Below are 23697 nucleotides of genomic sequence, written 5' to 3'. Positions count from 1 at the left end.
GATCAACTCAATTTCTGAGTTGGTTTCTTTGACGCACTGCGCTTATGAGAAGTACGATTCAACTCGATAACGCAACATGCGGTGTGCACCCTTTGTTATAGTTTGAAGCGCTGGGCTCTGAATCCATGAGTGCACTGATATAATTAAACAATTAACACGAAATAGTCTATCATTCTGTGCGCGTTTATTAAATTTAGGCGCGCAAATGATATCCGATCATAAGAAAAGTTGAAACTTTCAAACACAGTTCATTTACATTTTTGTAGGGTAGTTAACATGTCATCTCGTACAGGTTATGAAAAAGGTCGTCGTAGTCATCAATCTAAAGAGGGGCATTTTAAACGTTCTGAAAAGTCTGACCGTCCCCGTACCACAACGAGTAATAAGCGCCGCTCTACCCGAGCAGCACAAAGTCAAAAGCCCCGCATCAACCCACAGGACCGCAAAGTGGTTGTGTTTAATAAACCTTATGACACGCTTAGCCAATTTACTGATGGTGATGGACGTAAAACACTCGCTGACTACATTCCGGTAAAAGATGTCTACGCCGCAGGACGATTAGATCGTGACAGTGAAGGCCTGATGGTGCTCACAAACGACGGTATTTTGCAGGCAAAACTAACACAGCCTAAATCTAAATCCCCTAAAACGTATTGGGTACAAGTCGATGGCGCGCCAGAAGAAGCCGATCTTGATAAACTGCGTAAAGGGGTAGAACTTAAGGACGGGATGACGCTACCAGCGAAAGTTGAAGTGATGGATGCGCCCGAGATCTGGGAAAGAACGCCAGCCGTGCGCTTCCGTGCCAATATTCCTACTACCTGGTTAGCGATAACCATCATCGAGGGAAGGAATCGCCAAGTGCGACGCATGACCGCTCATATCGGCTTCCCAACTCTACGTTTAGTACGTTTTTCAATGGGGAATATCGAGTTAGGCGATCTACAGCCAGGAGAGTGGAAAGAAATAGAGCTCTAAAGATTTTAAAGAAAAAAGCCAGTAGCATCAGCTACTGGCTTCCTGAAAGCAGTCATCTATGTTGAGCGATTGCGATTACTGTTGGTCAACCAACCACTTGCGGAAGGCTTTACGCTCGTTTGGAGACAATTTCAAATACGTCATTTTCGCTTTTTGCATTTCCAGGCTATCTGGGCCAGCAGACGTCGCTGCCTGCTGCGTACCGTTTACTATACTCGCGCTGGCAGCGGGTGCGATTGCACTGCCCGCAAAACTAATGCCGTTGGCTGCGTTATAAATAGCAAGTTGCTCATCAAGGTTTGAATAAGGGAACGTGCCCTTTTTTCCCACCATTTTGACTTGGTCGTAGTTTATATCGCTGTCATTAAGGCTGACATTCCAATCAATCTTATCGCCTTCAAACACTCTTTTGGCTTGAGTTAGCTCGTTCAGTTGCGGACCATCGATTTCCAATTCGCCACCATTAACATCCAGAGTAAGAATATAAGGCGCTGAAGTGAAGTTACCACGCTTTTCACCTCGACCTAACATCGTATTCATACGCAATACGATTTGATTCGACCCCGTCGCAAGCATAAATGGTTCATCCATCTGTTTTGCATCTTGGCTATTGATAAATAGCACTTCAACTCCTTGAGCCGCATCTAGTTCCGTCAATGAACTGGTATTCGCATACGCATTAGGGACACTCAGCGCTGAAAGCGCCATTAAAATCGAAGTCCAAATTGTACGTTTCATGATTTAACCCTTTTTTATCATTAAGTTTTATACCCAAATAATCTCGAAGCCTGATATCACCATGCCTATAAGCTCAGTTGGGTATAACGCTTACCTATATAATCAATCCCTATATAACCAAAAAGGCCGCATAAATGCGACCTTTGGATTACATTCAACTTGATATCAAGTTATTAGAATGTGTAGTACATACCAGCTACAGCACCATCAGCTTCTGTTTTGTTGTTGCTGTCTGTTTTGTTTTCGTAATCAGAGTATTCTACGAATGCTGCGATGTTGCTAGAAACTGCGTAGTCTGCACCAACAGTGTAGTAGTTGATTTCTTCGTCGTTGTCACCTTCAGTGAAACCGAATGAAGTGTAAAGACGTGCTTTTTCGATTTGGTAGTCTAGAGCAGCAGAAATTGTTTCTAGGTCAGTAGCGCCATCGATGTCTTCAGACACGTAGTTCACTGCCGCGCCGAAGTTAGCGATGCTCATACGTGCTGCTACACCCATGATTTGGTGATCATCACCATGGCCACGGTTACCTTGATCTTGGTAAGTAGCGCCTACAGTGAACATTTCGTTAAATGCGTACTGAGCAGATACACCGTATGCTACATCTTCATCTTCGTTAGAAGATAGGTAAGAGTCAGCAATTAACTTAAGACCGCCAGTTGTGTACTTAAGTGAAACTGCATGGCCAGCAGACTCTAGAGAGCTAACGAAGTCATCCATGTAACCGAAACCTTCGTTAGTGTTATCGATTGTGATTGCGTCTAGAGAATCACCGAAGTCACCAACTTCACCAGCAGCGATACCGAAGTTTTCACCAACGCTGAAGCCGAAGTAAAGGTCGTCAGTTTTCATTGAATGATCATCATCCAACTTGCCTTCCCAACCGTTGAAACCGTTGCCGTTTTCGATTTCGAAAGAACCGAATGCAGTTACGCTGTCGTTTAGCTTGTGTGTTGCATCGATCTGGATTTTAGCCCATAGGTCTACGTCAAGATCAGAGTCAGATTCAGTAGCTACACCAGCGCTAGTTACTGTTGTTTCAGCAGCACTTAGGTAAGTATCGATTTCACCTTTTACGTTGAACGCTGTAGTACCGTCGTCGTAGATGTTGCCTGCAGCAAGTGCAGAAGTAGATACAGTTGCAACTGCTAATGCTAAAAGAGTCTTTTTCATAATTAATCCACTGCCTTTTCTTAGTTTGGGATATCCTTTCCGAATTCCCTTTTTTTATTTTTTTGAGCGCTAGCGTTAACTGGTTGTTACGCAATGCTTTCCCAAAATCTGAACCTAGAGTGCAAAAGATTGTTCTGCCTGTCAAATTTTCTAAACTCGAATGTAAAAAAACAAAAAAGATCTTATTTAACAACAAGTTGATATTTTACATATCATTTTTTAGATTAACATCTAAACAATAAACTTGATTTTTTCACAATTACACAACCATTAATTACAAATATAAACACCACGTTCGGATTAAAAAATAACCACTAAATTAGATTTTTATTCTTTAATTTTTATAAAATAGAGTATTTTATATATAAATACTAATGAACTCGATTTCATTTAGATTAGGTTCAATCTTTTTTTGTGAAGAAGATCCATATTCCGAACAAAAGCATTCCATTTTGTGAACTACTTTACAGCTAGTGATGTGTGCTACTATTCGCCTCCAACGCATTTGAGGCCCGTATGCTGACCAGTAACATTCAAAAATCGATTCGCCATAGCTACCAGAACTTACAAGCTCAGCTTGATAACTTTGTTCCTAGAAGAGCGCAAAACTATCTCGTTGCTGAAATAGCAAAAACACTTTGTGGCCAATATCATAAATCTAACCGCATGCTGGTCGCAGAAGCAGGGACTGGTATAGGTAAGTCTCTCTCCTACCTGATGGCAGCCATTCCAGTCGCCGTTCACAACAATCGCAAAGTGGTGATATCTACTGCCACTGTCGCGCTACAAGAGCAGCTTATTAACAAGGATTTACCTTTATACCGCCGACTAACGGATAAAGAGTTTTCTTTTATTCTGGCAAAAGGTAGGCAACGTTATTGTTGTGCAGAAAAACTTGCTACGGCGAGCGGGGTCGATGGCGGCCAATTAGCAATGTTCGAAACCAAGCCTAAGAAAAAAGATATTGAGCTGTTGGAGACGATGTATCGCTCTCTAGCTCAAGGCAAATGGGACGGGGATCGTGACTCGTGGCCAAAACCTATTGATGACCAGCTGTGGCAGCTTATTGTCAGTGATAAGCACAGTTGCAATAACAGTTTGCCAGGACATCGTGGTTGTCCTTTTCAAAAGGCTCGCTCAGAGTTAGATAAAAACGACGTCATCATTGCAAACCATTCTCTAGTAATGGCTGATGCCGACTTAGGGGGTGGCGTGATTTTACCAGAGCCCGAAAACACCATTTATGTCTTCGACGAAGCGCATCACTTACCGCATGTCGCGCGCGATCATGCGTCTGCATCAGCGAGTTTGAAGGGTGCTGCCGCGTGGTTAGAAAAGCTCAATCAATCAATCAGCAAGTTTTCCTCGCTAGCGGATGAAAAACGCGTATCTCGATTCCGAAATGATTTACAGGAATCCGTGCAAACCTTGATACCTGAGCTTAGCCAGTTGGCAAAGCAGTTTGACCCTGCCCACTTTGACCAAGACATTTATCGCTTTGAGCACGGAGAGCTGCCGACGTGGTTGGAAAATCAATCAAAAGATCTAAAGCAGGCGAGTAAGAAAGCGAATCAAAGTGTCGCAAAAATCGCCGATCTTATCGCTGAGCGTGTAAAAGATGGGGAACTTTCGACCAGGTTAGCCGAACCTGCGCTTGCGGAGCTGGGGTTCTATATCCAACGTTTAGAAAACCTCGCCCAAGTCTGGCACCTGATGGCTGAACCGACACGTGAAAAAGGCGCGCCTCTGGCTCGATGGTTACAAAAACACCCAGATCGTGAAGGAGACTTCATCGTCAGCGTTTCCCCGTTGGAAATCGGCTGGCAGCTTGACCAACAAATTTGGAGTCGCTGTATTGGTGCGGTATTAGTATCGGCAACGATTAGAGCACTAAATTCGTTCCATTACTTTTGTCATCAAGCTGGCATTGATGGTAAACCAGAGTCTGGCACTCAGTTTTTAGCGTTGGCTTCACCATTTGATTATCAGAACCAGGCTGAGTTACTTATTCCAGCGATGAAATATGAACCGCCTGCACCTCAGTTTACTGAATATCTTATTGAGATATTGCCTAAGTACTTAGAAGACAATAAAGCCAACTTAGTATTATTCTCTTCTTACTGGCAAATGAACCAAGTCGCCGAGGCCTTGTCTACAGACTTTGTTAAGCGAGGCTGGGCGTTGCAAGTACAAGGTGAAAGCTCGCGCCAAGAAATTCTAAAAAAACATAAAAAGCTAATAGAAACAAATAAAACCAGTGTTCTATTTGGTACCGGAAGCTTTTCTGAAGGACTTGATTTACCGGGTGAGCTTCTCGAAAACCTGGTCATTACCAAGATACCATTTGGTGTTCCGACTTCTCCTGTAGAACAGGCTCATTCCGAATACATCGAAAAGAAAGGCGGAAATCCATTTATGCAGATCACAGTACCAGATGCGAGTAAAAAGCTGATCCAAGGCGTTGGTCGGTTACTGCGAAAAGAGCGTGATTCTGGTAGAGTAACCATTCTAGATAGACGCCTTGTCACAAAAAGATATGGGCAAGCGTTAATAGACTCGCTGCCGCCATTTAAACGTAAAATAGAATATTAGAAGAAAAACCATTTATGGAAATGATTGAGCCAGGCATGTTGCTGGTGTTGGCGCTTGTCGCTTTTGTTGCTGGATTCATCGATGCCGTTGCTGGTGGTGGTGGTATGCTAACCGTCCCAACGTTGTTATCTTTGGGGCTTCCTCCCCACATCGCTCTGGGAACAAACAAACTCGCCGCGACGTTTGCCTCTTCGACGGCGGCTTTCACCTACTACAAAAAGCGTTTATTCCGCCCAAGATGCTGGGGAAGAGCCTTCGTTGCCACCTTAATAGGAGCAACCGTTGGTACGCTGTTTGTCGACGCTATCAGTACCGAGTGGTTGGAGAAAGTATTGCCGCTGATCATCTTGGCAGCTGCTCTATATACCGTTTTCCATAAAACGCCGAAAACGACACACCAAAGTCCAATACCAGAGCCGTGTCCTCGACTACATAAAAAGCAATATGCACAAGGCTTTTCACTTGGCTTCTACGATGGGCTGGCAGGTCCTGGAACAGGTGCATTCTGGACGGTGAGTTCAATGGCACTCTATCGACTGAATATCCTACTTGCTTCTGGCCTGGCAAAAGCAATGAACTTTACCAGTAACTTTACTTCCCTCATTACTTTTGCAGTATTGGGGCATATCAACTGGGTGCTAGGCTTAACGATGGGGCTATGCTTAATGGCAGGTGCTTTTGTCGGCGCTCATTCTGCGATTCACTTTGGCGCTAAATTCATTCGCCCGGTATTCGTTACCGTGGTGAGCATACTTGCTATTAAATTGGCCTATGATGCTTGGTTTGTAGGGTTAACATGAACATCGATCAACTTTCAGCACACTTAGAGCAGATGGCAAAACAAGCCGCCATGCTTGATCGTCAAAGAGGCGAACATCATGTGCCGCTTTTTGATGAACGTCTGTTTAGCTGTCGTTCTCGATTACTCACACCATGCGTCAAAGAAGCCAAGTCGACACTGGGTGCCATCGTTCGAGAGCAGAACGAAGGCAAGTTAACCGCCCTGCGCGCTGAATATCTTACTGAACGTTTAGTCGCACAGATTGCCGCCATCCAGCGAGAAATCTCAACAACCAAAATCCGTAAAAACGAAATCAAGCACAGCAGCCATTTTCGAAAACCTATCAATGTTCTGTATCAAGAGCTTGCTCAGCATCAAGAGTGGGCTCGTCGTTTACGAGAAATGGTCCTTGAAAAAGAGAGAGCAGTAGCAACAGCTCCGAGTTTCATGCGCGCAGAAGCGCAGAAGGTTTTACTCGCTACAGAACAACGGCTGGAACGCTGCGAAGCGGCGTTAGTTAAGCTCGAAAACCAAATCACTCACAGGGAAAAACATCAGTAATGTCTGACCAACCAACCTCTCCTCTTGGCGATGCACCAGATGATGTAAAACTGGCCGTCGACCTCATCTACTTACTCGAATCAAACGAAGTTGACCCTGAAGTTGCGTTAAGTGCTTTGAAAATAGTGCAAATAGATTTAGAGAACAAATTAAAATCTAAACAGTAAGCTGGCTTTAACAATTGCCACTACATTTTGTTCGAGACAAACGCTTTTTAATCGCGGCGAGAGGCGGACGGCTAGTTGTTTGCAGCCTAGCCATTCTCAGCAAAACACCTCTCAACAAAGAGTAAAACGCTTTTAGTAGGGGCAGTGTTTGTGGCTCCTTTATACTGCGTCATCGGCTTATCAGTTAGGTCAACAGACCCAGAGCATGGATTATGAAAATACATTAATAAATGCCAACTGGGATTAGTATATGAGGTTTATGACATGATTAGGTTCCAACTGAAAAACCTTATTTACCATAAAAGATGGCCAATAACTGGTGCCAATAACACAGTAATCATACCAGCGAGCATCATCGCAACGCTGGATATGACCCCTTCAGAACTTCCCAGTTGATAGGCTTTTGCAGTACCCGCTCCGTGAGCAGAAGCTCCCAGACTTGACCCCTTACCCAAGCGTGAACGAATGGATAAAACGGTAAGAATTACTTCTCCAACAGCCATTCCGATGACACCAGTCATCACGACAAATAATGCCGTTAAATCTTCTTGACCACCTATCAATTTACTCGCTTCAACCGCAAAAGGCGTCGTAATAGAACGCATTGCTAAGCTTTTCTGCAAAATCGCTGACAGGCCAAAGATTTTGGCCAACAAAACAGAGCTTCCTATGGCTACAAAAATGGACGTAAGAACACCAATTGACATGGATAACCAATGCCGTTGAATAAGACGACGGTTGTCATACACAGGAATAGCAAAAGCAACAGTGGCAGGGCCAAGCATCCACAACAGCCAATGAGACTCTGACATATAAGATTGATAAGGAATATGAAAAGCGAACACGACCACAATCAGCAACAAGGGCGCCAGCAACAAAGGCATCAAAAAAATCGTTTTTTTACGCTGATAAAGTATTTTGCTCAAATAATAAAAAACAACCGTCATCAATAAACACAATATACCCAATCCAAAATCTGTTTCGAACATAGTTAGTGCTCCGTATGTTTTGTCAGTTTTTGGTAGTGTCTGTTGCTTTTTCTCCGGGACAACTGCAACTCAAAACGATAAACACGATCAACAACCGCAGCCGTAATTCCCAAAACTAAAACTGTACTAATCAGTAATACAACAAATATTCGTAATCCTTCCGTTTCCATCAGGGATTGGTATTTCACCACGGCAACTACAGCTGGTACAAAGAACAATAGCATTTCAGCTAACAGCCAAGTTGCACCTTTACGTAACCAGCTTGCTTTGATCACACCAAGAAACAGACACAACAGTAATATCAACATCCCAGCCAAATTAGCTGGCACCGGAAAATTAAACTGTTTAACCAAATACTCGGCAATCCACCATATCGCAGATAACAAGCCAATTTGCAGCAAGGTAAGCAATCCACCAGTAAATACCTTCATGACTTCTTACTCCATTCTGAGATTTTGATCACATTATATCCAGAACAAAAATAGTCATATAGTGAATTTTTATTATCAAAGTCATGCCAAAATGGAATAGTTTTCTAATAGCTAAATTGAGCAAAGCATGGACATTAAATCACTCCGTTATTTTGTCGAACTCATTGATCAAAAAAGTTTCACCCGGGCTTCAGAAAATTTATACGTGACCCAGCCAACAATCAGCAAAATGATACAAAGTCTCGAACAGTCTGTTGCACAACCACTGATACATCGTGAGGGGAGAAAGTTCTGGCTAACGGATGCAGGAGAAATCGTATATCTTCGGGCAAAACAAATATTAGAGACAACGGCACAATTAAACTCCGAACTCATTGATCTCAACAAATTAGAACGAGGTCATCTTCGCTTAGGCATCCCACCTATGGTTGGTCCCCTGTACGCTGGATTAATTCGCCAATATAAACAACTCTACCCGAATGTAGAACTAACGATCGTCGAATACGGAGGCAGGAGGATTGAGCAGGCACTTATCGAAGGCGATCTTGATGTTGCAATCACCATGTTAGCGACTCAGAATAGAGATTGCTTAACAAACCTTGTCCTTGATGAATATCCCATTCATGCCATTTTACCTGACACAACTTCTTGGTCAGAAAAAAGCTCGATCTCATGGGAAGAGCTAAAAGAGGAACCTTTCTATATCTACACAGAAGAATTTACTTTGAGTGATTACATTCTGAGCCAATGCCAACAAGCAGGGTATTCTCCGCAAATTTCAGCCCGTAGTAGCCAGTGGGACTTTCTCGTTGCTCTCGTGAAAAGTGGAGTTGGTGTGACCTTTCTTCCCCAACCTTTATGTAATCGTATTCTTGACGAAGATCTGCTGATAATACCTATTCAGCCCTCCATCAATTGGCAACTTGGCGTGGTTTGGAATCAAGAGAGATATATCTCTAAAGCTGCAGAGGCATGGATTAAACTTTGTCAGGAAAGTGGAAGGAGCCATGCATAGCCTAAAGCAAGGGCTTTCATGCGTAATGGCGGTAATATCCTCGATTTGAAAGCGGCACTAGGTCATGTCAAAATTGAACAAACGATGGTTTACGCCAGATCACCTTTCGTCGGTAGTCAATTTCAACCCGATCAGCGGCCTCAAAGTATAGCGATAAAAATGGCGACAAAGTGGCGGCGTTACTCAACAAACCTCGCCATCATCCATCAAAATACACTTTATTAGTTTTCAAAAACCCTTTAGCCAAAAGGCATTACAAGGGATAACAATAGGTTCAAAAGTATATGAAAGTAATCAGCTTTAACATCAATGGACTCCGTGCAAGACTGCATCAGCTCCAGGCGCTCATCGACAAACACCAGCCTGACGTTATTGGGCTTCAGGAAATCAAAGTCCACGATGAAGCGTTTCCAATAGCAGATGTCGAAGCCATGGGTTACAAAGTGTATTTTCATGGTCAAAAAGCGCACTACGGTGTTGCGATGCTTTGTAAGCAAGAACCTATCAGTGTGCAGAAAGGTTTTCCGACCGATAACGAGGAACATCAAAAGCGCATGATAATGGCGACCTTTGAAGACGAAAATGGTGAAAAGGTAACGGTACTTAACGGCTACTTCCCTCAAGGGGACAATATCAGCCACGAAACCAAATTTCCGTATAAGCGCCAGTTCTACAAAGACCTAATGACGTATTTGAATGATCATCATAGTAACGATGAACAATTAATTGTTATGGGCGACATCAACATCAGCCCAATTGATGATGACATCGGCATTGGCGAGCCAAATCGCAAACGCTGGCTAAAAACGGGCAAATGTTCGTTCCAACCAGAAGAGCGTGAATGGCTGAAAATTTTATTAGACTGGGGCTTTGAAGATACTTTCCGTAAACTGTACCCAGAAGTGAATGACCGTTTTTCGTGGTTTGATTACCGTTCTCGCGGTTTTGATGATAACCGTGGTCTACGAATCGATGTGATTTTAGCGACGCCTTCACTGGCACAGAAATGTATCGAATCAGGTATCGACTATGAACTGCGTGGGATTGAAAAACCATCTGACCACGCCCCTATCTGGTCAACGTTCAAGTAGTCCTTTCTCACCTAAATAAAAAGAGCGCATTGATGCGCTCTTTTTATTTGTTGCTGCCGTTGGTCTTATTGGCTTAGTGGTCGAGAATAGGCCAGCAATCGCTTTTCTGCCTGTTTAAAACACCACAGGATGATAAACGTCAGCGACATATAGAATAAACCCGCCGTTAAGAACGATTCAAATGGAGCGTAGTAACGTGAGTTAACCAAACGAGCTGCGCCGGTTAGATCCATGATGGTTACAATGCCCGCTACCGCGCTACCGTGCAGCATGAAGATCACCTCGTTTGAATATACAGGTAATGCTCTTCGTAATGCACTCGGTAAAATGATACGACGGTAAGTCTTAAATTTACTCATTCCATACGCTTTAGCCGCTTCTACTTCGCCTTTTGGTAAGCCATTAATTGCGCCTCGGATAATCTCCGCCGTGTAAGCTGAAGTATTCAATACAAAAGCAACCAGTGCACAAAACCAAGCGTTTTCCCAAAGGGTATCTTTGACCGGGAAGAACTGGTCCATACCGTAATAAATGAGGTATAGCTGAACCAGTAACGGTGTCCCACGGAAAAAGTAGATAAACGCCCATGCTGGCATGCTTAACGCGTAGTTTTTACTGTTTCTTGCTATCGCCATTGGGATAGACACACTCAGCCCAATGATAAGCGAAATGCCCACCAGCCATACCGTTGTCCAAAGTCCACTCAGATAAATCGGGAAGCTTTCAATAATCAGTGAAAAGTCCATAACTTACCTCGCGTGAATACTGAACTTGCGTTCAACAAGTTTAAGCAAACCTGTAGAAACACTGGTAAAGAATAGAAAGATGATCGCGACGGCCATGTAAAACGTAAATGGCATTTTCGTCGAGCCAGCGGCTAAAGAACTCATTCTCACCATATCATCCAGACCGATGATAGAGACCAGCGCCGTAGTTTTAAGCAGAACCAACCAGTTATTACCAAAGCCAGGTAAAGCATGGCGAATCATCTGAGGCAAAAGAATTCTTCTGAATGATAAAACAGCGTTCATACCATAAGCTTTCGCCGCTTCAAGCTCACCTCTGTCTACGGCCATGATCGCACCACGGAACGTTTCTGCCATGTATGCGCCAAAGATAAAGCCAATGGTCAGTACACCAGCAATAAATGGGCTCACGTCGATGTAATCTGGCAGATATGCCGTCCACTCATGGTTAGGATCACTCGATGCAAACCACTCATTTAGCGTTTCATTGATAGAATAAAGGCTGTTATTCAAAAGTATTTGTCCACCAAAGAAAATCAGCATCATCAGAACCAGATCTGGGATACCACGAATAATGGTGGTGTAGAGAGTGGCAATCGCTCTTGCCCATTTGTAAGGTGATAACTTGGCTAAAGCACCAAGCATGCCCAATATCACTGCAAGCAGCAGAGAAAGCACTGCAACTTCAATAGTTACTAAAGCTCCTGTAAAGATGGAAGCTTCGTATCCTTGTAAATCCAGCATAGGTGAGTTCCTAATCCCTAAACTCAAAAAATCGACCGTTGACTACTTCTAGGAACAGGCCAACGGTCGCTTAATTACGACTTATTCGCCGTACACATCGTAGTTGAAGTATTTACCAGCAAGTTGTTGGTAAACACCTTTCTCACGTAGTGACAGAATCGCAGCGTCTAGTTTTTGCGTTAAATCTTTGTCTTGCTTGCGAACCGCGATACCAAAGCCTTCACCAAACCATTTAGGATCCGTTAAAGATGGGCCAACAAACTCATACGCATCGCCACCAGCTTTGTTAAGAACGCCTTCTTCCAGAGCAGAAGCGTCACCTAGAACAGCAGCTACACGACCGTTAGCAAGATCAAGATAAGCTTCATCAAATGAGCCGTAACGTACGATCTCAACTTTGTCACCGTAGTTGTCAGTCAGGTATTTATCGTGTGTAGTTGCACGCTGTACCGCGATTTTCTTACCGTCTAGTTTGTCAAAGTCTAGATCAGCGCCTTTCTTCGCAATAAATTTGTTTGGAATAAGTGCGTATTTGCCAGTGAAATCAACTTTCTTCTTGCGCTCTTCTGTAATCGACATTGCCGCAATGATTGCGTCGTATTTGCGCGCCAGTAGAGAAGGAATGATGCCATCCCAGTCTTGAGCAACGATTTGACACTTCACTTGCATTTCTTCACAAAGTGCATTTGCCATGTCAACGTCAAAGCCTTTTAGAGAGCCATCAGTTTCAGTCCAGCTAAACGGAGGGTATGCACCTTCAACACCAAAGCGAACGGTTTTCCATTCTTTCGCTTGAACGGCGCCAGATACAGCCGTTGCAGCAAGCGTTGCTGCTAATAACCACTTTTTCATTTCCGTACTCCTGTGATTTCCATTTTATTTAATTTTGTATGTTGTGTTTACATAGGAGGCAAAAAACTGCCTCCCAAAGATCTCTTAATAAATCGATGAGATAAACTGTTGTAAGCGAGGTGAATCTGGATTGGTAAACAACTTGGCAGGATCACCCTGCTCTTCAACCAGTCCTTGGTGAAGGAACATGACGTGGTTCGATACATCACGAGCAAACGCCATTTCGTGCGTCACTACCAACATCGTACGACCTTCTTCTGCCAAATCTCTCATTACCCCTAACACTTCGCCTACTAATTCTGGGTCAAGCGCTGATGTCGGCTCATCAAACAACATGACTTCTGGATCAACGGCTAGCGCACGAGCAATCGCGGCACGTTGCTGCTGACCACCAGATAAATGTCCTGGGTAGTAATCCTTACGCTCATACAGACCTACTTTCTTAAGCAGTACCTCTGCGTTTTCAATAGCTTGAGCTTTAGGCACACCCAATACGTGAACGGGTGCTTCAATGACATTTTCTAGAACAGTAAGATGAGACCATAGGTTAAAACCCTGGAATACCATCGCTAGACGAGAACGAATTCGCTGAACTTGCTTTTCATTCGCGGGAACAGATTCACCAGCTCGGTTATTCTTCATTTGAATAAGCTCACCGTTAACCCAAATCTCACCAGCGGTTGGTGTCTCTAATAAGTTGATACATCTGAGAAAAGTACTCTTACCGGAACCGGAAGAGCCAATGATAGAGATAACATCCCCTTTGTGTGCAGAAAGAGAAATCCCCTTAAGTACTTCGTTTTGTCCAAACGTTTTGTGCAGGTCTTTTATATCTAGCGCTGGTACATCAGTCATGCGCTTTACTCCCTGTGTTTTTTTCACTGCTGTAAGGGACTCCGCCCTATCTATTTCGGAACAAATTAGCACCCCGGCTTGAAAGTTGCAACAAATGATTAACCTAAATAAACCGAATAGTTAGATAGGATAATCAAGTTAATATGCAATATTTAGCACTATATGCTTTATTACTTGAATATTATGTATAAAAAAGCCCCTACAGTGAGGGGCTAAATATATTATAAAAGTGTTAGTTAGTTCTCTCTAACAACAGTGTTTTGGTCTGAGCAACGCGGTTACTAATCGCTCTTACTTCTTGTTCATTCTTCACGATACCAAGTACATCTTCTGTCGTGTCTTTACCCTCACCATTCGCATAAGCTGCCAGAAAATCAGCCACTTGAATATCGCTATTTTCTTCAGTAAAAACATAACTTTGAGAGATTGAAGCACTATCTGAAATCACAAGACTGCTTTCTATATCAGATGGCACACTTGAATAATCAAGTTCAGGTACGATAACTCTATCATTGATGTGTGAGTAAACAGAGTGACGTACAACGTAAGGAGTTGAACCATCCCAAGCACCTTGCTGGTAGCTTACTCGTTGCAGACCACTTTCATTACCCAAACCAATACTGTCACTTAAATAGACCGTACGGTTAGAAACACCAGGTTTGGTATCTTGTGTGTTGCTTACGGCAAAAAGTGAGGTGTCATCAACGTCAATAGTCCAATCGTCGCCTACTACGTCCGTGTATTGCGCTTCCCACCCAGAAGTCACAATGGTTCCATCTACACTGAATGTCCAAACATCGCCATTTAGTTCGTCGGGGTGATAAAACGCGCTCGTTCTCGACACTTCCGCTAAGCGATATGAGAAGTTCTTATAAATCGTGTCAATATCAATGGTTGTAAAATCAATACCAGAGCTACTCACGGATGGCGTAGATGACGAACCCGCAAATACCATTCGGCTATCCGTCCAGTCCTCAAAGCCGTATTGATAAAGAGCAGAACGGGTGGAGGTTCGATACTGCGAAATCATCGTTTTTTCAGTGCTTACGGCTGACAATGTTTCACCTTTCGTGAAGCGTGATTCGTTTGCCGTGACGGTTTCATACTGAGAATCAAAGTAGAAAGTTGAATATGGGTTACCCGCCGCGTCTTCCGCAACTTTGTAGTCCAGGCTGGCCTTGCTAGCGATTTTATCGTTACTGCCCGTCAAACACGTTGTGTTGCTCACATTCGTTTGCGCGGAAAGGTAGACATTGCGTAATGAAGAATCAGACTCTAACAACTGTTTTGAAAATGTCAGCGCGTTAATTATCAAGCCGTTCGCTTCTTGGATCGTCACGCTCCCCTCATCCGGAATATCTTGCAGAGTGATCGTCAACAGATCATTGCTTGCCGTCACTACATCTCCGACACGCTCACCCGATGCATCTGAATAGTAAGCCGTTAGCTGGTTGTCGATCACACCACCTATTGCATGATAATTGAGGACTTGCTCTATACCATTAGTCGTAAACCTGTCGTAAATAGTACAAGAGCCATTGCTGCTTAACGCTTGAGTTTCAGGAGTCACAAAAGTGAATTTATATAGCGTTTTGGGTGTGCTACTGCCGCCACCGCCGCCTCCACAACCGACCATTAATCCCGAAATGATTGCCACTAACGGCACTATTTTAAGCTGTTTCATGTTTTCTTCCTAAACTGAGCGGCAATGATTAGCCAAAAAAGTTGTCTTTTCGGGTTTAAGCAAGATTGAAGCCAGCTTTATATGCATTTGATCGATGACTACATTTCACGTGCCACTAGTGTTATATCGTCTCAATAATTTCTAGTTTTATGCAACTTGTGTAATGAAATTACGTCCTATTTGGCCCTATTATTCGTGGAACTGACACATTTTGTAGTTTTATTTCACATCGATTATTTAAAGTGATCTAAATCAATCACCCAAAATGGCTATCTTGTTAGACTCCAGCCACCATTTGAGGAAAATTTTGTGCCTCAACACAACAAGTTATTAGCTATGCTTAGGCGCAAGGTTAACGTGCAACAAATCTAATAATAGCTAGCATAGGGCGCACCGTATTACGCGGGACAGCGCAACTTAGTTAAGAATTCATAACTTTTAAATATATGAGGAATCTATGTCAGACGCAGTGAATAAAGTGCACTCTGATTCAGATATCGAGACCAAAAGCTACCGTGAGCTTCATCGTCCAGCATCTGAATTCGACAGCCGTTCAGACTATCTAGACCACGAACTGCAAATCATGAAGCCACGTCGTTTTGGCTTAAACTTGCCGGGTCGTGATTTCCGTTTCGAGCTTGAGGATTTTGTTCCTGCGATTGCGGGTACTATCGGCATTATTGCAATGTACTCTGCGGTAATGATGTCTTGGGCTGAAGGTTTAACCCAAGCCTGGGATCATGTGCATTTAACAAAAGAGTTTGCTATCGAAGTCGCTCGTGTAGAAATGCTTATCCCTGCACTCCTTTTCTGTGTCTTAGCTTCAGGCGTCTTTAACCCTAAAGCTAATCTTGCTGGTAACCATGGTCCGATGATTCCATTGATCGGTACTATTGCGCTTGCAGGTGCACACCCTCTCGCACTCGCTATCTTAATCGGTATCTTTGGCCTTCTACTCTCCTTTTTTAAAGGCGGCTCAAAACTCGTCAACCTCACTTCTGAAGGCACAGCCGGTGGATTGCTTATTTTCTTAGGCTTGACGGGTACGATTAGCCAAATTAACTCGATTCAAGCGTGGGCGACTGGCTTACAGTCAGCGGATGTAGCTGCTGGCAGCATGGGCTACGTTGGCTTTGTCGTGCTTGGTATCACTGTTGCGATTTATGCTTACCTTGCAAAAATCAATAAACGCTGGTTAGCAATCCCTGTTTGTGCGTTTACAGGTCTGGCAATTGCTTTGGTTCTTGGTGCTGGCTTCGATATTAAATTCGAAACAGAGATGGGCCTGCCTAACCTAAACCCTGTTTACTGGTGGGGTAGCACGGAAGAAGGTTGGATGCTAGGTCTGCCAAATGCAGAACACTTCATCGCTTCTCTGCCATTCGCTATTCTTGCTGTTGCAATGTGGTCACCAGACTTCCTTGGTCACCGTATCTTCCAGGAAATGAACTACCCTCGTAAGACAGAAAAAGTACTGATGGACGTGGATGACACTATGACCATGTGTTCTTTCCGTCAAATGGTTGGTACTGCAGTCGGTGGTGGTAACATCACTTCATCTTGGGGTACTTACATGATCCCGGCAGCTATCGCGAAGCGTCCGATTCCAGCTGGTGCTATTCTTCTTGGTCTAATCGTTATGACGGTAGCGATTCTTGGCTTCCCAATGGATGTGGCGGTATGGCCACCAGTAATGCGCGTTGCTCTGCTAGTTGGTGTATCTCTTCCTCTACTTGAAGCCGGTATGCAAATGGTTCGTGACACGAAAGATTCACAAGCAGCAGGTATCTGTATCTTTGCATCGATTGTTGCTAACCCAGTATTAGCTTGGGCATTAACTATGTTCTTAGATAACAACGGTCTGATCGGTGATAAAGAGCGTGCATCACGCTTGTCATTCATGGATAAGATTATTATCCCTGTGACTGTGTTTATTATCTGTTTGGTTGCTATGCTAGCAGTTGGTATGCTAGAAGCTCAATATGGATTAAAAGCTTGGCTATAATGCTTAACGCTTAAAAAAATGTGTGGGTAGCGCTTGTCGCTACCCCATTTTTATCCGAAAAGTTGAGCATTTATTGATTTAGTTTAAGGTTTGCAAAAAAATTTTAGTTTAACCTGCAATTGTTGTTTCAAAAGGTAGACGTTTAAAGCAGTGACAATATTTATGGTTTTGTAACCCTAAAAAGTGATTTTAAGACTATAAATATTGTTATTCATAAGAGTGTACTGTTCCCCTTTATTTCTGGGGATAGCTGGCTCAACGGCGAAGCAGTACGTATTTTTTTCTACTAAAAAGGTAGGTATGTCATGGCAGAGCAATTTGCTAAAGCTTGGGAAGGTTTTGCTGCAGGTGATTGGCAAAACGAAGTAAACGTTCGTGATTTCATTCAGAAGAACTACACTCCGTACGAAGGCGACGAATCTTTCCTAGTTTCTGAAGGTACTGAAGCAACAAACAAGCTTTGGGCTAAAGTAATGGAAGGTATCAAACAAGAGAACGCGACTCACGCTCCTGTTGATTTTGATACATCTGTTATCTCTACCATCACTGCTCACGATGCAGGCTACATCGAAAAAGATCTTGAAACTATCGTAGGTCTACAAACTGAAGCGCCTCTAAAACGTGCGATCATCCCTAACGGTGGTATTCGCATGGTTGAAGGTTCATGCAAAGCATATGACCGCGAACTAGACCCACAAGTTAAGAAAATCTTCACAGAATACCGTAAAACACACAACGCTGGTGTTTTCGATATCTACACTCCTGATATCCTTGCATGTCGTAAGTCTGGTGTACTAACTGGTCTTCCTGACGCATACGGCCGTGGTCGTATCATCGGTGACTACCGTCGCGTTGCGCTTTACGGTATCGACTTCCTAATGAAGGACAAACTAGCTCAGTTCACTTCTCTTCAAGAGAAATTTGAGAACGGCGAAGACCTTCACATGACTATGCAACTTCGTGAAGAAATTGCAGAGCAACACCGCGCTCTAGGTCAGATCAAACAAATGGCTGCGAAATACGGTTTCGATATTTCTCGCCCTGCTGAAACTGCACAAGAAGCTATCCAATGGACTTACTTCGGCTACCTAGCTGCTGTTAAGTCTCAAAACGGTGCTGCAATGTCTCTAGGTCGTACTTCTACATTCCTAGACGTGTACATCGAGCGTGATATCGCTGCAGGTAAGATCACTGAAGACCAAGCTCAAGAAATGATCGACCACTTCGTAATGAAACTACGTATGGTTCGTTTCCTACGTACTCCTGAGTACGATGAGCTATTCTCTGGCGACCCAATCTGGGCAACAGAATCAATGGGTGGTATGGGTCTTGACGGTCGTACGCTAGTAACGCGTTCTAACTTCCGTTTCCTAAACAGCCTATACACTATGGGGCCTTCTCCAGAGCCAAACATCACTGTTCTTTGGTCTGAAGCACTTCCAGATGGCTTCAAACGTTTCTGTGCAAAAGTATCTATCGATACTTCTTCTATCCAGTACGAAAACGACGATCTAATGCGTCCAGACATGGAATCAGACGATTACGCTATCGCTTGTTGTGTATCTCCAATGGTTGTTGGTAAGCAAATGCAGTTCTTCGGTGCTCGTGCGAACCTTGCTAAAACTATGCTTTACACCATCAACGGCGGTATCGATGAGAAGCTGAAGATCCAAGTTGGTCCTAAGATGGACAAGATCGAAGGTGAATACCTAGATTACAACGAGCTATGGGAAAAAATGGATCACTTCATGGATTGGCTAGCTAAGCAGTACGTGACTGCACTAAACAGCATCCACTTCATGCACGACAAGTACAGCTACGAAGCGTCTCTAATGGCTCTACATGACCGTGACGTTAAACGTACAATGGCTTGTGGTATCGCTGGTCTATCTGTTGCTGCTGACTCTCTATCAGCAATCAAATACGCGAAAGTTAAACCAGTTCGTGACGAAGATGGTCTAGCAATCGACTTTGAAATCGAAGGCGATTACCCTAAATTCGGTAACAACGACGCTCGCGTAGATGACATCGCTTGTGAACTTGTTTCTGTATTTATGAACAAGATCCGTGAGCTTAAGACTTACCGTGATGCTATCCCTACTCAGTCTATCCTGACTATCACTTCAAACGTGGTATACGGTAAGAAGACTGGTAACACGCCTGATGGTCGTCGTGCTGGTACTCCATTTGCGCCAGGTGCAAACCCAATGCACGGCCGTGATGAGAAAGGTGCAGTAGCATCATTGACTTCAGTAGCGAAACTACCGTTTGCTGACGCTCAAGATGGTATCTCTTACACATTCTCTATCGTGCCAAATGCACTAGGTAAAGAAGAGACTAGCCAACGTGCTAACCTTGCAGGCCTAATGGATGGTTACTTCCACCACGAAGCTGGCATCGAAGGTGGCCAACACCTAAACGTGAACGTGCTTAACCGCGAAACTCTAGAAGACGCAGTTAAACACCCAGAGAAATACCCTCAGCTAACTATCCGTGTATCGGGTTACGCTGTACGTTTCAACTCTCTGACTGCTGAACAGCAAGCTGACGTTATCGCTCGTACATTCACTGAGTCACTATAAGACTGTCGCGAAATAACGTTATAGTAATACAACAAGAGCCGGTGCTGAAAAGCATCGGCTTTTTTTTCATTTCCACCGCCAATCTTGTGATATTTCAAAAGATTTAGTTGCCTTTCTTACGTATGATGCAAAGAAAAATATTCAATGCATTATATGAAATTTAATAAATTATTTATTCTTACTCTTTTGTCGCCAGTTGCTTTGGCATCCAACAAATCCACGGTTTCCTTTACGCTTGATAATGACGGTATCTTTGGTGTTGACCATGATTACACCAACGGCATATTTCTCTCTTACGCGACCGGACAATTAAGAAAAGAAAGTGAATGGAGCTGGCTAAGCCTAAACAACGCCTCCAACACGAATGTCGATAAAATAGAGCTCGTGCTTGGCCATAAGATGTGGACACCGAGTGATATAGAAGTCGATTACCCTCTGGCGAATGATCGCCCATACGCTGGTTATCTGCACACAGAAATCAATTACCTTTCATTAACTCAAGATAAAGCTGTTCGTTATAACTTTACCATCGGAGCAACGGGCGAAAGCGCTCTGTCAGAGAAAGCACAATCTCTGGTTCACAGCATTACTGGCTCTCCAGATCCTCAAGGTTGGGATTACCAAATTGACGACTATCTCGCGTTAAGCGTTGGATACCGCGCATTCAATAAGTTAATGCGCAGTGAAGGGAAAAGCACACAATGGGAGATCACCAACGTCAATGACATTAATGCCGGCAACTTCCGCAGTGATGTGTCTCAAGGAGTCATGTTTCGTTGGGGAACCAACTTAGGCAATAGCATCGGTGCAGCCAACATCAGTGTGGAAAGCCCCTTTTCAGCAAGCATGTTGTCCAATCACGCCAGCAGCTGGTTCTTGTTTACCGGGTTTGAAGGTCGCTACCGTTTTAATGACATCACACTCGAAGGTGATCGTTCCGGCATTCCAGAACCATCTGAGCCTTATGACGTGACATTGGAGCACTGGCAAACAACCGCCGTTGCTGGAGCAACTTGGTATAATCAAAGCTATGGAGCGAGCATAACCTTTACGGTGAAAACTCCAGAATATAAAGAGTCTCCAACCGATATTTATGGTACCGGATCGTTTTCTGTCTTCGCCTTCTTTTAAATAGAAAGCTCAAATGGTCAATAAACAACTCATTGACCATTTGATTAACCGTATTCCCTCACCTTCCTTGCTACAAGACTGTTTTAACCCTGCTTTTTGTAATAAAATAACAGCATTCTTATTTAAGTCATGAGAGCAAAAGATGTCAGCAACTGGTCGAATTCACTCGTTTGAGTCATGTGGTACCGTAGACGGACCTGGTATTCGTTTTATCGTCTTCTTGCAAGGTTGTTTGATGCGTTGTAAGTATTGCCATAACCGCGATACTTGGGATACGCATGACGGTAAAGAAGTTACCGTAGAAGAAATCATTGCAGAGGCGAAATCATACCGTCACTTCATGAAAGCGTCTGGCGGTGGTATCACTTGTTCAGGCGGTGAGGCTATGCTTCAACCGGAGTTTGTTCGTGACTTTTTCCGAGCGGCTAAAGCCGAAGGTATTCATACCTGCCTTGATACCAATGGCTATGTCCGTAAACACACCGATGTGATTGACGAAGTTCTCGATGCCACAGATCTCGTGATGTTGGACATCAAGCACATGAAAGATGAAGTTCATCAGGACTTAATCGGCGTGTCAAACAAGCGTACTCTCGACTTTGCTCGCTATCTGCATAAGATTGGACAAACGACCTGGATTCGCTACGTTGTGGTTCCTGGTTACACAGATGATCCAGAAGCAGCACACATGCTTGGTGAGTTTATCAAAGATATGGACAACATCGAGAAAGTCGAGCTGCTTCCTTATCACAAACTTGGTGCACACAAGTGGGAAGCGCTGGGCCTTGAGTACCCACTTGAAGGTGTGAATCCTCCGTCTAAAGAGACGATGGATGAAATCCAGTCCATTCTTTCTCAGTACCATCCAAATGTAAAATACTAGAGTGGTCCATTTTCTCTGATTAAAAATACCAGCCAAGCGCTGGTATTTTTTTATTCTGTTAAATCAAATAGGTTAAATACCTCATCCGTCCATGTAGAATAGCGCTCGCTGACGAACGTATAAGAAACAAAACAACGTTGTAGGAAATGAGTCATGGATTGGTTTAACTTAGGATCATTAATCGTTATCGCTTGGGTCGTTATTGCTTTTTGCATTCCCGACTGGAGAAAGGCCGTTTGGCCTAAGCTAGAGCAAGAGAAGTCATTTCAGCACATTGTTTTTGCCACTCTTTTTCTGTTAACGATTTTGTGGTCTGCGCAAGCAGGTGTGAAGGAAGGGCTGAAAATACACTTTCTCGCTTTGACGACATTAACCATGATGTATGGGTGGCGAATGGCGTTTTTGCTCAGTATTCCTGCAATGATTGTTAATCATTGGATACAAGGCACCTCGCTCATCCTGTTACCAAGCTCACTGGTACTTTCCGCCCTATTCCCTATTCTAATCAGTTACTTGGTATTTCTGCTAAGTTACCACTATTTGCCTCGTAATATCTTTGTCTTTATTTTCGTTGCGGGTTTCTTCAACGGGGCAATTACCGGCAGCTTGCATCTGCTGATCAATTCGTTCTATCACTTGTCTGTCGGTCATTACGACTGGGAAACGATTCAGCACAACTACTTTATTTTTGTCCCTCTTCTGGCCTTTCCCGAGGGCTTGCTCAATGGTATGTCTCTCGCTGTGCTGACCGTGTTTAAGCCAGAATGGTTGAGAGTTTTCTCCGATAGAGATTACATATACAACCACTATCACAAAAAATAGAGTCCGCTTGATAGAGATGGGGCTGAAAGCTAGATAAATTGAGAATTTGTTGTCATTTTTTCATATTAAATATGTGTTGAGATCATGTTTCACACGTGTCTGAAGCGTTAACCTAAGCACATTAAAAATGTATTAGATTATTTAGTGAGGTCATCATGGAAATGTCAAACGCTCAACGTTTGATTCTATCAAACCAGTACAACCTAATGTCTCAACTCGATCCAAGTAATGCGTCAAAATACAAACGCTTACAGACAATCGTCGAGCGTGGTTATGAACTACAAATGTGCGAATTAAACAAAGACTTTGGCCGTATTACAGAAGCAGAATGTCGTGAAATCATCGACATTATGGAGATGTATCACGCGATGCAAGAGTCTAACAACCTCCTCGACAGTGACGAGAAAGGCAAAGTCGACCAACGTCGCCTACAGTTCTTGGGATTCGATATCGCTTCGGAAGCGCAACAAGTACATTACGTACGTTTTCTAGTTGACTCTGAAGGCCTTTACCCACAATTTGACAAAGCAGATCACCATTTCAACAGCCAAATGCCAATGCTAGAGAAATACCGTCGTATGCTGCAAACATGGCGTAACTGCCCTCGTCAATACCACCTATGTCCTAACGAGCTGGCACAAATCTTCAGTGCCTAGTTATACAAACCATTGAATAGGAGAGCTGTGGCTCTCCTTTTTATTTGCCTTATCGCCCATTATCTTTTTCACGTCAGAGCAATTTTCTCAATCTTTCTCCAAGGCTAACGATGAATCACTAACATTGGCCACCTGATGCCAAACATTTGATTTATCAATACTGAACACACCACACAATCCTGCCATTTATGCAAGAGTGATAAATATGCCACTTTTACAATA

Annotated in this window: 22 protein-coding genes; 13 read left to right on the top strand and 9 right to left on the bottom strand. The window is 43.5% G+C overall.

Annotated elements, in window-relative coordinates; all coding sequences use genetic code 11:
* Positions 1 to 276: 276 nt before the first annotated feature.
* Positions 277 to 978 carry a pseudouridine synthase gene (locus VER99_RS04980; protein ID WP_020332867.1) on the top strand — a complete coding sequence of 234 codons (702 nt, stop codon included), beginning with the start codon at positions 277 to 279 and terminating at the stop codon, positions 976 to 978.
* A gap of 75 nt (positions 979 to 1053) precedes the next feature.
* Here the strand turns inward: VER99_RS04980 and VER99_RS04975 are convergent, their stop codons facing one another.
* Together VER99_RS04975 and VER99_RS04970 are read right to left on the bottom strand one after the other, a co-directional pair.
* A complete protein-coding gene (locus tag VER99_RS04975; RefSeq protein WP_020332866.1) occupies positions 1054 to 1716 on the bottom strand; it encodes a DUF2057 family protein in 663 nt (220 codons plus the stop codon).
* 173 nt (positions 1717 to 1889) lie between these two features.
* The gene (locus VER99_RS04970) at positions 1890 to 2888 is read right to left on the bottom strand and encodes a porin (RefSeq protein WP_014231315.1); all 999 of its coding nucleotides are present in this window, start codon (positions 2886 to 2888) and stop codon (positions 1890 to 1892) included.
* A 516-nt stretch (positions 2889 to 3404) separates the two neighbouring features.
* Between VER99_RS04970 and dinG the strand changes: the two genes are divergently transcribed.
* The 4 genes from dinG to rsmS are packed head-to-tail and all read left to right on the top strand — an operon-like array spanning position 3405 to position 6989.
* Positions 3405 to 5480: an ATP-dependent DNA helicase DinG gene (gene dinG / locus VER99_RS04965; protein ID WP_020332865.1), complete on the top strand. Its 2076-nt coding sequence runs from the start codon at positions 3405 to 3407 to the stop codon at positions 5478 to 5480.
* Positions 5481 to 5494: 14 nt separating this feature from the next.
* Complete coding sequence (locus VER99_RS04960) at positions 5495 to 6280, top strand: sulfite exporter TauE/SafE family protein (protein WP_020332864.1); 786 nt, start codon at positions 5495 to 5497, stop codon at positions 6278 to 6280.
* Entirely contained in the window at positions 6277 to 6822 is a 546-nt protein-coding gene (locus VER99_RS04955; RefSeq protein ID WP_014231312.1) for a primosomal replication protein, read from the top strand. Before VER99_RS04960 ends, VER99_RS04955 begins: the two co-directional genes overlap by 4 nt.
* Complete coding sequence (gene rsmS, locus VER99_RS04950; RefSeq protein ID WP_020332863.1) at positions 6822 to 6989, top strand: pleiotropic regulatory protein RsmS; 168 nt, start codon at positions 6822 to 6824, stop codon at positions 6987 to 6989. The genes VER99_RS04955 and rsmS overlap by 1 nt, the downstream gene beginning before the upstream one ends.
* Positions 6990 to 7282: 293 nt before the next feature.
* On the opposite strand, the gene VER99_RS04945 is transcribed toward rsmS, so the two are convergent.
* Together VER99_RS04945 and VER99_RS04940 are read right to left on the bottom strand one after the other, a co-directional pair.
* Positions 7283 to 7978, bottom strand: coding sequence for an LrgB family protein (locus VER99_RS04945; protein ID WP_020332862.1), 696 nt, complete (start codon positions 7976 to 7978; stop codon positions 7283 to 7285).
* A gap of 2 nt (positions 7979 to 7980) precedes the next feature.
* The gene (locus tag VER99_RS04940) at positions 7981 to 8409 is read right to left on the bottom strand and encodes a CidA/LrgA family protein (protein ID WP_020332861.1); all 429 of its coding nucleotides are present in this window, start codon (positions 8407 to 8409) and stop codon (positions 7981 to 7983) included.
* Positions 8410 to 8536: 127 nt separating this feature from the next.
* On the opposite strand from VER99_RS04940, the gene VER99_RS04935 reads away from it, so the two are divergent.
* Positions 8537 to 9424 carry a LysR family transcriptional regulator gene (locus tag VER99_RS04935; RefSeq protein ID WP_020332859.1) on the top strand — a complete coding sequence of 296 codons (888 nt, stop codon included), beginning with the start codon at positions 8537 to 8539 and terminating at the stop codon, positions 9422 to 9424.
* A gap of 284 nt (positions 9425 to 9708) precedes the next feature.
* A complete protein-coding gene (gene xthA / locus VER99_RS04930) occupies positions 9709 to 10515 on the top strand; it encodes an exodeoxyribonuclease III (protein WP_020332858.1) in 807 nt (268 codons plus the stop codon).
* Positions 10516 to 10580: 65 nt separating this feature from the next.
* On the opposite strand, the gene VER99_RS04925 is transcribed toward xthA, so the two are convergent.
* The 5 genes from VER99_RS04925 to VER99_RS04905 all read right to left on the bottom strand — a co-directional run bounded on the left by VER99_RS04925 (position 10581) and on the right by VER99_RS04905 (position 15396).
* Positions 10581 to 11261 (bottom strand): ABC transporter permease, encoded by a 681-nt coding sequence (locus tag VER99_RS04925; protein WP_014231305.1) that lies wholly within the window; start codon positions 11259 to 11261, stop codon positions 10581 to 10583.
* 3 nt (positions 11262 to 11264) lie between these two features.
* Entirely contained in the window at positions 11265 to 12005 is a 741-nt protein-coding gene (locus VER99_RS04920) for an ABC transporter permease (RefSeq protein ID WP_014231304.1), read from the bottom strand.
* 81 nt (positions 12006 to 12086) lie between these two features.
* Positions 12087 to 12857, bottom strand: a complete 771-nt coding sequence (locus VER99_RS04915) for an ABC transporter substrate-binding protein (protein ID WP_014231303.1) — start codon at positions 12855 to 12857, stop codon at positions 12087 to 12089.
* Between the two features lie 84 nt (positions 12858 to 12941).
* Positions 12942 to 13712, bottom strand: a complete 771-nt coding sequence (locus tag VER99_RS04910; protein WP_014231302.1) for an ABC transporter ATP-binding protein — start codon at positions 13710 to 13712, stop codon at positions 12942 to 12944.
* Positions 13713 to 13944: 232 nt separating this feature from the next.
* The gene (locus tag VER99_RS04905; protein ID WP_020332857.1) at positions 13945 to 15396 is read right to left on the bottom strand and encodes a hypothetical protein; all 1452 of its coding nucleotides are present in this window, start codon (positions 15394 to 15396) and stop codon (positions 13945 to 13947) included.
* Positions 15397 to 15853: 457 nt separating this feature from the next.
* Here VER99_RS04905 and VER99_RS04900 point away from each other — a divergent pair, with 457 nt between their 5' ends.
* The 6 genes from VER99_RS04900 (at position 15854) to VER99_RS04875 (ending at position 23475) form a co-directional block, all read left to right on the top strand.
* A complete protein-coding gene (locus VER99_RS04900) occupies positions 15854 to 17401 on the top strand; it encodes a DUF3360 family protein (RefSeq protein WP_020332856.1) in 1548 nt (515 codons plus the stop codon).
* Between the two features lie 305 nt (positions 17402 to 17706).
* A complete protein-coding gene (gene pflB / locus VER99_RS04895; RefSeq protein WP_020332855.1) occupies positions 17707 to 19983 on the top strand; it encodes a formate C-acetyltransferase in 2277 nt (758 codons plus the stop codon).
* Between the two features lie 153 nt (positions 19984 to 20136).
* The gene (locus tag VER99_RS04890) at positions 20137 to 21114 is read left to right on the top strand and encodes a lipid A deacylase LpxR family protein (RefSeq protein ID WP_024372712.1); all 978 of its coding nucleotides are present in this window, start codon (positions 20137 to 20139) and stop codon (positions 21112 to 21114) included.
* Positions 21115 to 21256: 142 nt separating this feature from the next.
* Positions 21257 to 21997, top strand: a complete 741-nt coding sequence (gene pflA, locus VER99_RS04885) for a pyruvate formate lyase 1-activating protein (RefSeq protein WP_014231297.1) — start codon at positions 21257 to 21259, stop codon at positions 21995 to 21997.
* A 153-nt stretch (positions 21998 to 22150) separates the two neighbouring features.
* Positions 22151 to 22819: an energy-coupling factor ABC transporter permease gene (locus VER99_RS04880; RefSeq protein ID WP_020332853.1), complete on the top strand. Its 669-nt coding sequence runs from the start codon at positions 22151 to 22153 to the stop codon at positions 22817 to 22819.
* Positions 22820 to 22974: 155 nt separating this feature from the next.
* Positions 22975 to 23475, top strand: coding sequence for a YfbU family protein (locus tag VER99_RS04875; RefSeq protein ID WP_014231295.1), 501 nt, complete (start codon positions 22975 to 22977; stop codon positions 23473 to 23475).
* Positions 23476 to 23697: the final 222 nt, after the last annotated feature.

This window comes from Vibrio natriegens NBRC 15636 = ATCC 14048 = DSM 759 (assembly GCF_035621455.1).
Classification (GTDB): Bacteria; Pseudomonadota; Gammaproteobacteria; order Enterobacterales; family Vibrionaceae; genus Vibrio; species Vibrio natriegens.
This window is presented reverse-complemented; position numbering and strand designations above follow the sequence as displayed.

Bases quoted from the DNA above. Each gene is read 5' to 3' on its own strand.
- VER99_RS04980 (WP_020332867.1), top strand. From the start codon at position 277: ATGTCATCTCGTACAGGTTATGAAAAAGGTCGTCGTAGTCATCAATCT.
- VER99_RS04975 (WP_020332866.1), bottom strand. From the start codon at position 1,716: ATGAAACGTACAATTTGGACTTCGATTTTAATGGCGCTTTCAGCGCTG.
- VER99_RS04970 (WP_014231315.1), bottom strand. From the start codon at position 2,888: ATGAAAAAGACTCTTTTAGCATTAGCAGTTGCAACTGTATCTACTTCT.
- dinG (WP_020332865.1), top strand. From the start codon at position 3,405: ATGCTGACCAGTAACATTCAAAAATCGATTCGCCATAGCTACCAGAAC.
- VER99_RS04960 (WP_020332864.1), top strand. From the start codon at position 5,495: ATGGAAATGATTGAGCCAGGCATGTTGCTGGTGTTGGCGCTTGTCGCT.
- VER99_RS04955 (WP_014231312.1), top strand. From the start codon at position 6,277: ATGAACATCGATCAACTTTCAGCACACTTAGAGCAGATGGCAAAACAA.
- rsmS (WP_020332863.1), top strand. From the start codon at position 6,822: ATGTCTGACCAACCAACCTCTCCTCTTGGCGATGCACCAGATGATGTA.
- VER99_RS04945 (WP_020332862.1), bottom strand. From the start codon at position 7,978: ATGTTCGAAACAGATTTTGGATTGGGTATATTGTGTTTATTGATGACG.
- VER99_RS04940 (WP_020332861.1), bottom strand. From the start codon at position 8,409: ATGAAGGTATTTACTGGTGGATTGCTTACCTTGCTGCAAATTGGCTTG.
- VER99_RS04935 (WP_020332859.1), top strand. From the start codon at position 8,537: ATGGACATTAAATCACTCCGTTATTTTGTCGAACTCATTGATCAAAAA.
- xthA (WP_020332858.1), top strand. From the start codon at position 9,709: ATGAAAGTAATCAGCTTTAACATCAATGGACTCCGTGCAAGACTGCAT.
- VER99_RS04925 (WP_014231305.1), bottom strand. From the start codon at position 11,261: ATGGACTTTTCACTGATTATTGAAAGCTTCCCGATTTATCTGAGTGGA.
- VER99_RS04920 (WP_014231304.1), bottom strand. From the start codon at position 12,005: ATGCTGGATTTACAAGGATACGAAGCTTCCATCTTTACAGGAGCTTTA.
- VER99_RS04915 (WP_014231303.1), bottom strand. From the start codon at position 12,857: ATGAAAAAGTGGTTATTAGCAGCAACGCTTGCTGCAACGGCTGTATCT.
- VER99_RS04910 (WP_014231302.1), bottom strand. From the start codon at position 13,712: ATGACTGATGTACCAGCGCTAGATATAAAAGACCTGCACAAAACGTTT.
- VER99_RS04905 (WP_020332857.1), bottom strand. From the start codon at position 15,396: ATGAAACAGCTTAAAATAGTGCCGTTAGTGGCAATCATTTCGGGATTA.
- VER99_RS04900 (WP_020332856.1), top strand. From the start codon at position 15,854: ATGTCAGACGCAGTGAATAAAGTGCACTCTGATTCAGATATCGAGACC.
- pflB (WP_020332855.1), top strand. From the start codon at position 17,707: ATGGCAGAGCAATTTGCTAAAGCTTGGGAAGGTTTTGCTGCAGGTGAT.
- VER99_RS04890 (WP_024372712.1), top strand. From the start codon at position 20,137: ATGAAATTTAATAAATTATTTATTCTTACTCTTTTGTCGCCAGTTGCT.
- pflA (WP_014231297.1), top strand. From the start codon at position 21,257: ATGTCAGCAACTGGTCGAATTCACTCGTTTGAGTCATGTGGTACCGTA.
- VER99_RS04880 (WP_020332853.1), top strand. From the start codon at position 22,151: ATGGATTGGTTTAACTTAGGATCATTAATCGTTATCGCTTGGGTCGTT.
- VER99_RS04875 (WP_014231295.1), top strand. From the start codon at position 22,975: ATGGAAATGTCAAACGCTCAACGTTTGATTCTATCAAACCAGTACAAC.